This window comes from Pseudomonas sp. NBRC 111139, assembly GCF_001753955.1.
In the GTDB taxonomy this organism is placed as follows: Bacteria; Pseudomonadota; Gammaproteobacteria; order Pseudomonadales; family Pseudomonadaceae; genus Aquipseudomonas; species Aquipseudomonas alloputida.
The window spans coordinates 1-11,030 of the sequence record NZ_BCBP01000111.1; the positions used below are offsets into that span (position 1 = coordinate 1).

Annotated in this window: 20 protein-coding genes; 4 read left to right on the forward strand and 16 right to left on the reverse strand. The window is 56.2% G+C overall.

Going from position 1 to position 11,030, the window contains the following annotated elements; genetic code table 11:
• Positions 1 to 225: 225 nt before the first annotated feature.
• From BJQ17_RS28490 to BJQ17_RS28520, 7 genes are all read right to left on the reverse strand, one after another.
• Positions 226 to 1,101: a SprT-like domain-containing protein gene (locus BJQ17_RS28490; RefSeq protein ID WP_082420985.1), complete on the reverse strand. Its 876-nt coding sequence runs from the start codon at positions 1,099 to 1,101 to the stop codon at positions 226 to 228.
• A gap of 251 nt (positions 1,102 to 1,352) precedes the next feature.
• Positions 1,353 to 1,565, reverse strand: a complete 213-nt coding sequence (locus tag BJQ17_RS28495) for a hypothetical protein (protein WP_054925947.1) — start codon at positions 1,563 to 1,565, stop codon at positions 1,353 to 1,355.
• Between the two features lie 141 nt (positions 1,566 to 1,706).
• A complete protein-coding gene (locus tag BJQ17_RS28500) occupies positions 1,707 to 1,931 on the reverse strand; it encodes a hypothetical protein (RefSeq protein WP_226342923.1) in 225 nt (74 codons plus the stop codon).
• A 46-nt stretch (positions 1,932 to 1,977) separates the two neighbouring features.
• On the reverse strand, positions 1,978 to 2,331 hold the full coding sequence (locus BJQ17_RS28505) for a hypothetical protein (protein WP_054925963.1): 354 nt from the start codon (positions 2,329 to 2,331) through the stop codon (positions 1,978 to 1,980).
• Positions 2,332 to 2,529: 198 nt separating this feature from the next.
• On the reverse strand, positions 2,530 to 2,829 hold the full coding sequence (locus BJQ17_RS28510) for a hypothetical protein (RefSeq protein WP_060501059.1): 300 nt from the start codon (positions 2,827 to 2,829) through the stop codon (positions 2,530 to 2,532).
• 247 nt (positions 2,830 to 3,076) lie between these two features.
• Positions 3,077 to 3,352, reverse strand: coding sequence for a hypothetical protein (locus tag BJQ17_RS28515; RefSeq protein WP_060501057.1), 276 nt, complete (start codon positions 3,350 to 3,352; stop codon positions 3,077 to 3,079).
• Between the two features lie 45 nt (positions 3,353 to 3,397).
• Positions 3,398 to 3,670, reverse strand: coding sequence for a hypothetical protein (locus tag BJQ17_RS28520; RefSeq protein WP_060501055.1), 273 nt, complete (start codon positions 3,668 to 3,670; stop codon positions 3,398 to 3,400).
• A 153-nt stretch (positions 3,671 to 3,823) separates the two neighbouring features.
• Between BJQ17_RS28520 and BJQ17_RS28525 the strand changes: the two genes are divergently transcribed.
• The 4 genes from BJQ17_RS28525 to BJQ17_RS28540 all read left to right on the forward strand — a co-directional run bounded on the left by BJQ17_RS28525 (position 3,824) and on the right by BJQ17_RS28540 (position 5,676).
• Complete coding sequence (locus tag BJQ17_RS28525) at positions 3,824 to 4,474, forward strand: hypothetical protein (RefSeq protein ID WP_023383695.1); 651 nt, start codon at positions 3,824 to 3,826, stop codon at positions 4,472 to 4,474.
• A gap of 157 nt (positions 4,475 to 4,631) precedes the next feature.
• Complete coding sequence (locus BJQ17_RS28530) at positions 4,632 to 5,006, forward strand: hypothetical protein (RefSeq protein WP_023383694.1); 375 nt, start codon at positions 4,632 to 4,634, stop codon at positions 5,004 to 5,006.
• Positions 4,999 to 5,181 carry a hypothetical protein gene (locus tag BJQ17_RS28535; protein ID WP_023383693.1) on the forward strand — a complete coding sequence of 61 codons (183 nt, stop codon included), beginning with the start codon at positions 4,999 to 5,001 and terminating at the stop codon, positions 5,179 to 5,181. The genes BJQ17_RS28530 and BJQ17_RS28535 overlap by 8 nt, the downstream gene beginning before the upstream one ends.
• A gap of 201 nt (positions 5,182 to 5,382) precedes the next feature.
• Positions 5,383 to 5,676 (forward strand): hypothetical protein, encoded by a 294-nt coding sequence (locus BJQ17_RS28540; RefSeq protein WP_023383692.1) that lies wholly within the window; start codon positions 5,383 to 5,385, stop codon positions 5,674 to 5,676.
• A 56-nt stretch (positions 5,677 to 5,732) separates the two neighbouring features.
• Here BJQ17_RS28540 and BJQ17_RS31510 read toward each other — a convergent pair whose 3' ends face one another.
• From BJQ17_RS31510 to BJQ17_RS31860, 9 genes are all read right to left on the reverse strand, one after another.
• A complete protein-coding gene (locus BJQ17_RS31510) occupies positions 5,733 to 5,915 on the reverse strand; it encodes a hypothetical protein (protein WP_135002422.1) in 183 nt (60 codons plus the stop codon).
• Positions 5,916 to 6,181: 266 nt separating this feature from the next.
• Positions 6,182 to 6,472 carry a hypothetical protein gene (locus BJQ17_RS28550; RefSeq protein WP_041925792.1) on the reverse strand — a complete coding sequence of 97 codons (291 nt, stop codon included), beginning with the start codon at positions 6,470 to 6,472 and terminating at the stop codon, positions 6,182 to 6,184.
• A gap of 94 nt (positions 6,473 to 6,566) precedes the next feature.
• Positions 6,567 to 7,094, reverse strand: a complete 528-nt coding sequence (locus tag BJQ17_RS28555; protein ID WP_023383690.1) for a hypothetical protein — start codon at positions 7,092 to 7,094, stop codon at positions 6,567 to 6,569.
• 20 nt (positions 7,095 to 7,114) lie between these two features.
• The gene (locus tag BJQ17_RS28560; protein ID WP_023383689.1) at positions 7,115 to 7,414 is read right to left on the reverse strand and encodes a hypothetical protein; all 300 of its coding nucleotides are present in this window, start codon (positions 7,412 to 7,414) and stop codon (positions 7,115 to 7,117) included.
• 392 nt (positions 7,415 to 7,806) lie between these two features.
• A complete protein-coding gene (locus tag BJQ17_RS28570) occupies positions 7,807 to 8,082 on the reverse strand; it encodes a hypothetical protein (RefSeq protein ID WP_041925829.1) in 276 nt (91 codons plus the stop codon).
• A gap of 224 nt (positions 8,083 to 8,306) precedes the next feature.
• Positions 8,307 to 8,609, reverse strand: coding sequence for a hypothetical protein (locus tag BJQ17_RS28575; RefSeq protein ID WP_023383686.1), 303 nt, complete (start codon positions 8,607 to 8,609; stop codon positions 8,307 to 8,309).
• A 352-nt stretch (positions 8,610 to 8,961) separates the two neighbouring features.
• Positions 8,962 to 9,546 (reverse strand): hypothetical protein, encoded by a 585-nt coding sequence (locus BJQ17_RS28585; RefSeq protein ID WP_023383684.1) that lies wholly within the window; start codon positions 9,544 to 9,546, stop codon positions 8,962 to 8,964.
• A gap of 373 nt (positions 9,547 to 9,919) precedes the next feature.
• Positions 9,920 to 10,276 carry a hypothetical protein gene (locus BJQ17_RS28590; RefSeq protein ID WP_139139836.1) on the reverse strand — a complete coding sequence of 119 codons (357 nt, stop codon included), beginning with the start codon at positions 10,274 to 10,276 and terminating at the stop codon, positions 9,920 to 9,922.
• Between the two features lie 494 nt (positions 10,277 to 10,770).
• The coding region (locus tag BJQ17_RS31860) for a hypothetical protein (protein ID WP_218188958.1) at positions 10,771 to 11,030 on the reverse strand (260 nt) is incomplete at its 5' end.

Here is an 11,030-nt window from a genome sequence, read left to right on the forward strand (position 1 = left end):
GACGACGTCGCGCAGGCTGAGCTGGGGCTGTGAGAGGTGCGATTTGGCCATGTCGAGCGCATGCTGCGCATTGGCTGCAGCGAACAGTTCGCCGGTGACGACTCGGAATGCTTTCAGGCGGAAAGTATCCGCGGCATCGGGGTGTTGCTGGGTAGGTTCGGTATGACGCATGGGGGGCTCTACGCAAATTGTTTCGGGGTAATGGGCGCTTTCATAACCGCCACTTCAGCCAACACCTGCTCGGACCATCCGCACCTTCACCCCTCGCTGCTCGAAAGCCTTGGCTACGCGCACTTGACGCTCGTCTTGGCCATCGCCGAAGATGATCGCGTGAGTCACCCCGCCTGGCAGTGTGTCGGGGGTCGGATGCCTGGTCACCGAGGCCAACGGGACATTCAATTTCTTGCTTATCAACTGGCGGTGGCGCTCACCCGTGATTAAGCAGTCAATGACGACCTGGTTCACCTGGTGATCAATGATGAGCTTGGCGATCCGGTCAGCTTGAGCGCTGTCGATCGCGGGGCCCGAGGTGCTAATGAACAGCTTTGATATGACCTGGGCCGCAGCCTTATCAGCCTCTCGGATGAAAGCCAGGAGCTGACCGCAAGCATTGCAGCTGTATAGCGCCGTCTGCCTGACCATGCGATTGTGCCTTTTGGTCGATAACCGGAATGTTCTACCTTCACACCCGCACTGGTACAGGAACTCCCTCTTGACTGCTCTCGATGTGTCAAGCTGGTGACATCTGTCGGCCTGGACCTTGAACACCTCAACCATAATCTTGGTCCATTCGGCCCCGTGCGGATCGACCTCTGCCCCCCATACCAGGTGAGTGACATAGTGGGCGACCTCATGCGGACAGATTTGATCGAGGTACTCTGAGAGATTCTCTCGCGCCAAAATGCGGTTGAACCGGAACTGCAGGTCGTAGCACCGGCCAGTCACCTTGTTTTTGCGGTACCTGAACATGCCACCGGATTTACCAGTGAGGTTAAACAGGACCGGTATCTCTGGAATGTCACGGGAAAGATGAGATGCCGCCAGCCCCAGGCACTCTGTGACACGGGCCCTGACCGCCTTCAGTTCGTCGACGGGGAGCATCAGGCTTCAGCCTCTGGCGGCACCTGGACACTCAGCTGGGCTTCACTAGCAGAGGAAGGTGGAAGCATGGCTGGGAGAGCTCCTGAATAGAAGCTGCAAATATTACACGTACGCGTTATGTATCGTAAATGCATGCGTAGGTTTGATAAGCCAGATCGACGGCGCCAGCCAGATTCCAATCGCCTATCTGCGGGCAAGAAAAAACCCCAGCACGCATGCTGAGGCTTCTTGATGGGATTAAGACTTCATTGCTACCTAGGCGCGAGCTTTACGGCGGCGTAAAGGATCCGGTCATAGCGCATGACCAATTGTTTGAGACGACGGCTAGATACGTTGCCGTTGATCGCCTTGGCCACCATTCTTTCGTGACGCGCCTGGGCGCGACGCAGCCGCTGGCCTTGTTCTCCTCCCCACAATTTGAGAGGCATCTCCGGACCAGTAGGGGTCGAGTTGAGTGTTCCCATTTGCAATCTCCTGAGGCTTGCGTTGCATGACTCAGGGAGATGCGGAACGCAATTACATACGTCTCATTCGACGTTCATTTTGCCAGGAGTGTAACGAGCCAGCCGGCCAAAACCTTCGCGGATCCTCGGTGCCGATTGCGCCTACTTCGCCTTCGACTTCTTGGTGATCACTATTTTTGGCAAGCCGCGGACCGCGTCATCCCAGTGCGGATCACGGTCAAGGTCGTTGACTATTTTGCTGATCCACACAGCCGTCTTATCCCAGCGGATGGCAAGCAGGCGGCCATTCCAGCCGCGGGCCTTGTACTCAGCCTTGAACTCTGCCGGGGTCAACAGCGGCTGTTTCAGTTGAACTTCGTTTTCCAAATTCATGCACCCGAAAATTGTGTGGGCAGACGGTATGCCGGCTGACTCAATCGATAATGGAGGGTTTCGCGTCGTTCCAGTCACCAGGGTTTGCGGCTCCGGTCGCAAACGCAATCCGCATGGCGACAGAGGGGCTCCCGTTCTTCATCAGGTAGGCCGCAGCACCAGCGCACATCGCCTCATGGCCAGAGGCGGTGTAATTGCCGTCCTCATCCCACTCACCACCCTTCCGTGAGTGCACCGTCTTGTGGCACTGGAATGTACTGTGATCATCCTCCAGCAGCCCTTCAATAATCCCGTCTAAACGCCCAGGCGTGAGCTCGATCGCTCCCTCCTTGAGGAATGGACAGTTCGCACATGGGCGCTTAAGCCGCAGGTGATGCGCGAATGGATCAGGCATGCAGAAGTCCTCGAAAATTTTGTATGGCATCGGTTGGTCAACAGACCCCCGCCACCTCGTCCCTTCCACGCAAGCGCGGTGGGAAAGTGCATTTTTAAACTATAGGACAACAATAATCAACTAGGACAACCTGCCCGCGGTCTGTCAGGCGCACAAAAAACCCGGCCTCGTGGGCCGGGTGGATGAAACGTTATTGGTTCAGCAACCGAGTGCCTGGCAGTCGTCGCAAAGGCCAACCTGGAATACTTCAAGATCGGTGAAGCACCGGGGGCATTGCTCGACATCATAATCTGCCGCAGGCTTGCTGATTGCGTCGCCGAACTCGGCAACCAGTGCAGCGTAGTGATCGCTGGTTGAGGCGTCACCGCGCAGCTCAAAATAGCGGTCCACGGTCTTCGAGTAGGCTTTGAACACTGGCTTTCCGTTGAACTGGCTGGCGCCCACTGAAACGGGTGCAATGTTGCGCAGCATGGCGATGGTCACGGGCATGGTTTGCATTGGGTTCTTCCTCAAGGAGTGGGTTGGCCGTATAGCTAGGAATGGCCAACAACACCTGATAAGCCACCCCAGACGGCAGCTCCCGCGGGCTAAGCTGTGGGTGTCAGCAGTCGATCGCAGCAGGCTCTTTGAGTTGCGCCTTACTGAAATTACCCTACTGAGCAGGAAGCGCAGGTGTAAAAAACCCCGAACTGCGTGAACAGAACGGGGTGGTGCAGCGTTAGGGGATCAGGCCTGGCGGACGGTACTACCAGTGCGAAGGCCACTGGATAGAATCGTCATCGTCGTAGGGGATAGGCTTCACCTTGAACCCAACAAGCAGAAGCTCCAGCAGTTGCTCATCGTCCTGGGGCAAATCAAACCAACCTGCCTTGTAAAAGCGTCTCGCGAAGCTGTAGTCATCCCACAGCCGCTCGATATCGTTCTCGCTGGCCATGTAGCCTGCATTCGCCAATGCCGCACGCATGCGGCGAACATCAGCACTGCGTGCCGACGGCGCCGGCGTGTATTGTAGGTATTCCATACTGCTCATCCGCCAATAATCACTTTTTGCTCGCGTTGAAAAAAGTCACGCAGCGCGTTTATAGGCCTCGATTCGCTCTTCGGCTGCGGCCAGGTAGCCCTCGACCCTCGCACGCGCTTTGGCCATGTTTTCGACATCATCGGGTTTCGCACGCGAGCACGAAATGTTCGAGACCTCAGTCAAAACCCGTTGGGTCATCTCTTTCCAATGGGAAACTTCATCGGCACTGCAGCAGGCATGGTAGTCATTGACCTTGCGGTGGAGACGGTCGTAGGCACGGCGGTACTCGGCGACAGGGACGGTTTTGTTGCTGCTCATGGGTGGCACTCCTCAGAAGGGAAATCTGGTTGAACTTGCCCATGGATATGGCTCACGCACGCGTGTAACGGACGTGCCGGCGAGCGCCAGCATCCTTGTTCCGCCATGTAACTCATCCCTGAGCACGATGTTCAATTCCCCAGGAGAGAAACCATGACAACACTCGTGAAAGTAGCGACCTGCCTGACCCCGGAGCTTGCACGGACCATCGTCAAGATGGCGTGCATCGTGCGCATCTCCAAGACCGGTGAGGGAGTGGAGATTCGCGACACCAGACCCCTCCTCGATCGCTTGGAGTCCCCAATCGAAGGGCGTGGAGTCGTCCGAACCTTTGGCTCCACGCATTTCATTGTGACCGAGGATCTGGCTCACCGGATCGACGCAAAACACCTACCAGGTGAGCCGACTACAACTTCACCTGTTACCACTGCAGATGACGCCGATGCGCTGAAAACGCTCATAGCTGATCGGTTGGGGTCTCAGGGTTGGCTGATCGTCGACGACCTGAGTTTCAACTGCACCTCTGGTGTGGCCAGAAAGCAGTACCAAACAGCGGTCGGCATCAAAGAGGCAATCGCATACCTGCAAGCCGGGGATGACGGTGCCAGGCGACTGATCGCTGAATACTACAGCGAGGGTAACAATGTGCTGAGCACAACGACTGCGCGCTTCACCCCAGACTGCTCGACTGAGGCAATTGAAGCGGGCACCAGCCGTTTTTCAGCCCAAGTTGACCACGTAGTAAGCGGCACCTATGCAGTGCGGCTGCTTCGCCCTCGCGACCAGGCCGCGGATGATAAATAGCGTCTCCAGGCTCACTTAGGCGAACGCTCCACCACACCCCGGGCTTGCCTGGGGTTTTTTGTTCCCACTGAACGTTATGCCCCGATGTAAGACATCCCACCGTGTAACGAGAACCCTCCAGTTCGAAATCACACAAGGACACCCCATGACTCACCCTATGCAACCAATCATCAAAGACGACAACGGCTCGCTTCGATTCAAGGCGAATGCAATTGTGGTGCACTTGCTGGAACAAGGCGGCATCGACATGAACGCTATTGCCCAGCTAAATGTCAGCGATGAGGACCGTGCTCATTTTGCTCAGCTCATCGGCTACAGCGTCAGCGGCTTCGGAGGCTTGTCGTACGTGAGTAGCGACATGTCTGCGGTGGCTGATCGTATGGCTGATACAGGTGAAACGGAACAGATGGCCAAGATCACGCACTTGCAAGGTGAATTGGCTGCGCTGCGCAGTGCACTACGGGACCCCATAGCCAGGCTCTACGGCTTGCACCCGAACGACCTCCAAGCGGAGTCTGGCTCTGATGAGTAACGCCATCGAAGTGCAATCCCAGAAGGTCCGAGCCGCCTACGCAGTCACGGGCAGCGTCAATCCTGAATACGAGCGCGAGTTCGACATCCTCTCCGATATGCGTCGTGCAAAGATGGCCCAAGAATTCCGCGCAGAGCGTGGCTTGCCTCCCACGGCCGCAACCCCGTATGACTGAGCCACAGCAAACTGCGGCTTGAGCATGCACACCATCGCCCCCGGCTTGCTGGGGGCGTTTTTCGTTGCGCTTCCGGTCAAGTAGAGTGAAGCCGCGAGGCATCTGATTCACCGACCAGGTCATAGTGGCTCCTTCGAAGGGTTGCCACGATAGCCACGTAGGTGTACATCACCGTGTACACGCAAACTTCAAGGTACAGGTATGACTCAACAAACCGACCAGGAGCTGTTTTACGAGCTTCAGATCGCCGCCAATCGCCAGACAATCTGGATACACAGCAGTGACGGCTCAACGGTCGGCCGATTCAGTCCTCGGGGAATTGATCTTCACAATACCGTTACCGAACAGATGTCTGGCTTACCTGAGTGCCGAATGTGTACGCATGGAAGCCCAACACAGGCTGACTGGCTGACCTTCCGCGACCGCTCGCTTGAATGGTGGGGCGTGGATATTCCTCACAATGCAATCGACACGAGTTTTCTGCTGCCTGACTAACGTGCTATGCGCAGCCGGCTGAACCTAAAAGTTCATTTGTGCGGGCTGGCGCTGGCTCAGTAAAGACGGGCCACACACGCCGCTACTTCCCCTTCGATAGTAGAGACGTCCTCTTCGCTCAAAATCCCAAGCGCTCTCAGTTCTTTGAGCCGACCATCAATGAGTCCTTCGTTGTACGCGATGGAATACTCATCTCTCATAGTCTTCATATGCTCGATGAGGGAGCGCAGTTCAGTCATTTTCTCGTCCCGTGCTAGGTCCTGGTCTTCACAAACCTCCAACGGGACTAGACCCTGGCCACTCCGGTACAAGGTGACCTGCAGGCTCCCTGTATCCGAGCTGGCGAGCCGCTCCAGGTCAGCGGGGTCAATCAGGCATGCAGGCATATCGACAACCTCATTTCAGGTGCACGAAATCACATGGTTTTATACGGTATCAGCCCGGCAGCAGGCCCGGCTTAATTGGTTTGTTCGAGCTGTTGCATAACGAAGATAGGCACATGTGCCTACCTAGGGGTGTCTCCAGCTGTCAGCTTCGCGGCTTGCTGCTGCTCTCGACGCTCCATCAATTGCTGCATGTACACAATCCCATCTTGCAAGGCTTTTACCGCCCAGGATGGACAAGGCCGGGATGATTTTTTTGTCGGATCGTTGAGCCAAGAGCGAACAGTTCGAATTGAGCATGGCCGCCGGGTGACGGCATTGATGAGCACCGCACTCTCACCTTGCTTCACGTTAAATTGTTTCAGCAGCGCCAGAAACGCTTGCCGGTTGGCTTCCCGCTGTTCGTCGTTCATCAATCCTCCAAACATCTGAAAATAGGCAAATGTGCCTACTTTTGCATTGTAGGCACATGTGCCTACTTGGGACACCAAAATTCGTGTACTGAGCTCATGACTGGACCGACAATGCTGGCGATGGGACCTCACAGGCCGCTCCCATCACCTTAACTTCCAGGGAGGTGAATTCTGCAGCTAGGGCCCTGGTAACCACCTCAAGCTCAATTTCAGTGATCCCCAATGGCCCCGGCCAGATCTTGACCGTTGCCCGTTCGCGCCAGGCCCTGAAGCAGCCATTGTTTCGAGAATCACGCCACGCAACAGCGTGGAGGACATTCTGGAACTCCTCCAAATCAGCCAAGAACCGGGTATCCGATGAGAACGCTCCGGTGAAGGACTCTCCTCCGCCAGTGACAACACTGTTCAGCTTCATCTCAAGCGTGAGTCGCTCCTGGGAGGATGACTTCTTGAGCACCCAAGCAACTAGGAGAGCCATCACCAGGCTCAAGGCGATAATCCATACGATCGACTTCAGGCTTTGTTGGGGAATCCACCCTAGGTATTGCAGGTGCAACTGCAGGCCGCCCCAAACCATCGGGATGACCGGGAAGAAAAGGAGCAGTTTCAGCGGATCCCGCATGGACGTTGATCCCCGCTCTTTCAATGGGCCATGGTTTTGACAACCAGGTAAGCGATCAGCATCAGCCACAGCGCATTCGCCAGAACTCGAACTACCAATGCGGAAATGGTGTTTGTCTTGACCGCATAGAAGCCGGCAAAGACGAAGCCGATTGCCCCACCCAACGTCGACGCCCAGGCTGGCAGCCAGGCCGGGGTAGCATTCATGATCTGCATCAGCGCAGGCCCCAACAGAATCAGGATCGCCGCGAAGAATGGGCGGATCCAAGGCCCGTTGCGATCCATGTAGGTTTCTCGCGGCAGTGCCTGTGACTTGTTCATTCGTGTCTCTCTCTGGTTTTTGAAAGGATTTTGGACTGAGTTGTTACGCGACGACCACCTGTATCTGATCGGTTATGTCGCGGTGGCACTGCACACAGAAGCGGCGAGCGCCGCCTCGAACTCGCACCATATTGCTGGCGTCGAAGGCGTCCCCGTTGGCCTCGAAGATCTGCGTGTACTTGCAAATTCTCTTCTCGTACCAGCCGCTTAGGCTGTTGCACTTTCGACACGGGGTAACTTGTTGAAGGGTTCCTTCCATGCTCGTGAGCACCTATTTGGATCTCGAAAGCCTGAAGCGCAGCCACAGGACAATACATAACACGTATGCATAATACCAAGACATGAACATTATTCAACGTGTTTTAGGGCTTAGGCGGCCGGCGGGGCCCCGATCAGCGGGGCTGTTTCGTAGACGGTTCGTATCCCAGTCGTCGCGTAAGTTGGACCAGGCCTACAATCTGCTGCCGCATGGATTGCCCATGGGACTCCAGTTCTTCTACCTTGCGTTCCAGTTCCCAGGCCCTGCGGTATAGCCGCTGGTTGATAGCGATCACCCGCTGCAAAGCTGAACGCTCGCGGTCGCCGATATCCCCCGAGTCGGCGCCTTTCGCGGCCTGGGCGAGAATGTCGGCGGGCACCTCTGGCAACGGCTCGTCATCCCAAAACATACTGCCCCCTATACTGTATATGCGAACAGTATGCGATGGCTTTGAGCTCAAGCCAATCCCCCGATCTGCAGCGATAGCGCGCAGAATGGGGAGTTCAGAGTTGGAGGGCTGGTTGAACTGATCGTCGCCCCTGGGCGGCGCGATCATCGAGGTGCGGGGTGAGATGCTTGGTTAGGGTTAGAAACGGACCAGCGGCACCAGCGGCACCACGGAGTATTAGCTCCTCACTCATCTGCCGCCCGGGCAGCCAGGATCGCATCCTGGACCGCATCGTCATCGTCAAAGAACCCTTCCTCAGCTAATCCCAGGTGCTCATCGAGCAAGACGCATATGCTCAATGCTGCTTCAGCCGGATCCCCGCTGCTGCGAACAAGCGCCTCGATCTGCTTCCGCAGAAGGCGTACTTCTTCAACTTGGCCAAGGCCTGGCTCGGCGGCAGGGTCAGGCAATGCAAAGGCTAGTTGACCTTCAGCACCTAGATCAATCATCACAGTGTTTCCCGCCAGGTTTCGAAACTCCATCGACATGCAGTTATTCTCCCAAGATGCGTTAGCGGCCTCTATTGGTGGCGGCCGGGGTCTGCCGATCAGACGCTTGATTTGAGATCGTTGAGCCAAGAATGGTCTTTGCAGAAGAAGTGCTCATCGAGAGGATCAGTATCTGGCCAGCGCCTGGAGCAACCTGGCCGCCGGCAACGCACCGCTACCTGGATACGATCGGCGGGTTCTGCATTCACCAGATCCAGAGCCATTCCACACGCAGGTTTCCCATTTTCACCGAGGACGTGAGCCATGATAGCGAAGCGGCCTTGTGAGAGCTGCCCAGGCCGCAAAGCGCGGAATGCCGCTTGCAGTTGCGCCTGTATCACCGGTGGAGTGGTCATGATGGTGTGTCCCTCGATATTCCATCAACATTACAGGAGGAATGTACTTTTTGAAGACCCAACACGAAGCCCAGGAAGTCCTCGGGGGTCAACCACTCCAACTCGGCGAGTTCCTGCTCGATGTGAATCTGGTGCCAAGCAATCCAGTCATCAATGTCTTCCAGGTATTGGTACTCGCCAAGATTTCCGGTGTCCCCGTGCCAGTGGCCACAGCCGCACACTAGATTTTTGTATGCCTTCAGCGTGCCTGATAACAGCTCTTGCCATTCGTTAACCACGGCTGTCCCTGCACAGGCCGGGCACTGACCAGAGGAGGTCACAGGGTTCAGGGGCGTGAAATGATCAGCATCGCGCATCACACACTCGGAAACGAGGTGGAATTCCTTATCGGTAGGGCTCAAGTGCACATCCAAGGCCTCCAAGACCTTCCATTCAACGCAATTTGGGTCGTCAAAGACGCCCACCACAAATCCGGTGCAGACATTGCAATCAGCAGGCCCGGAGACGATACGGGCAAGGCAGCCCCCACTCTCAACACTACTCAGATCGACTATGTCGCCGAAAGCTCTGCGTATGCTCATGGGTTTGGTAATGGTTCCGATCGCCCAGCCATGCGCTCTGTGGCTCCAGACGATTGCGTATCGCCTTCACTTCGCGTATTGCCTCACAGCAGCGCCGGCAGGTAATCGATCGCTTGCCGGCTGGCTCGAACGGCTCCGGCGCCATGCCGAGCTCGACCGCCTCTGGCGCGTCGCCACAAAGCGAGTGCTCTGGTTCTATGGGGTTCGGCGCACATCGGCGCACGGCGAGTACAGGTGCGTCAGTCATGATGGCTTCCTCATTGGCGCCGGCACCGACGTCAGCGGCCAGCTTACGGGTAATTTCCTGGGCAACTCCTCGGCCCTCTTCCCCGCCGCACTGCCAGCTTCTAATGCTGTGCTGCGGGGGCCAGGGTTATCGCTTATTGCCATTCTGAGCCTGCGTTAGCCGAACGTTGAAGTCGTCCAGGGACAAGCTGCCATCGTTCAATTGGAACAGCAGGTTCTGCCCCTGCACCCTCCCCTCCGCGTTGCTCTCGCGTAACACTGCATCGGTGGCGAAGAGGAACTTGCGAAGGGCCTCTTGAAATTCACGGGGGACGGTTGAGATGAAGTCGCAAAGCTGGGTGTCACGGTGACGCACCTCGAAGAAGCCATCACCGCTGTACATCCGGCCCGCACCTCTTTGTACCCAAGGATCAGTCACTTCTCCAGGACTGACTTCTTCGGTGGGGAACGATGCTCGCACAAGTTCAGACAAGGCTTCAGCCATACGCTCGCTACCAGGCAGTTTGTAGCACCCCATTGGCAACGCCAATCGGGCCCCGAAATGCAGGCGTACCGCCGAGCCGCCTGAGGCTTGGTCCACAGTGGCTTTCAGCGATGGGTAATCTCGAAGCTTGATCTCACACTGGTGACAGACATTGCCCGCATAGAACTTCTGTCGCGTCTTGCATCCCGGGCATTCCTTCTCTGTTGCTGATCGCACGTGGACGTTCCCCTCATGAATTTGATTTTCGAACCCAACTCAGCCTTGGGGCTGAGGGCTTAGATAGCGGATAAAGATCCATGCGCACTAATTGATTCTTAACACGTACGCACAATACTGACGAAGGGTTTTCAGATCAATATCGTGGGGAGGGGAGTGCTTGCAGGAGGGAGGTCGCATACTGCCAGCAGCGCCAGGCGGATGCACTGACGCTGGCGCAAGAGCCCCGGCGCCAGTTGGCTAAGTATACTCAGCGTAAGAGCCGGAAATGCATGCACTTATTGCCTTGTGGCCGAAACGACGTAAATGTACTCTTCCCCATTATCGTAAGATTTATATTCGCGCTTACCACCATTGGGAATAATATCGGTTCCTTTATACACGAAGCCATCAGTCTGAGGGAAGTCGACGGCGAGACTACCGAATTTGTCGGCCTTCATTTCATTCAGGCGTACGTAGTTGACGTCCATGGTGAGACGGATGTCTCCATCGATAGTGATAACTGGCGTAAAGTAGGCTGTTGTGCCTAGCTCTAGGG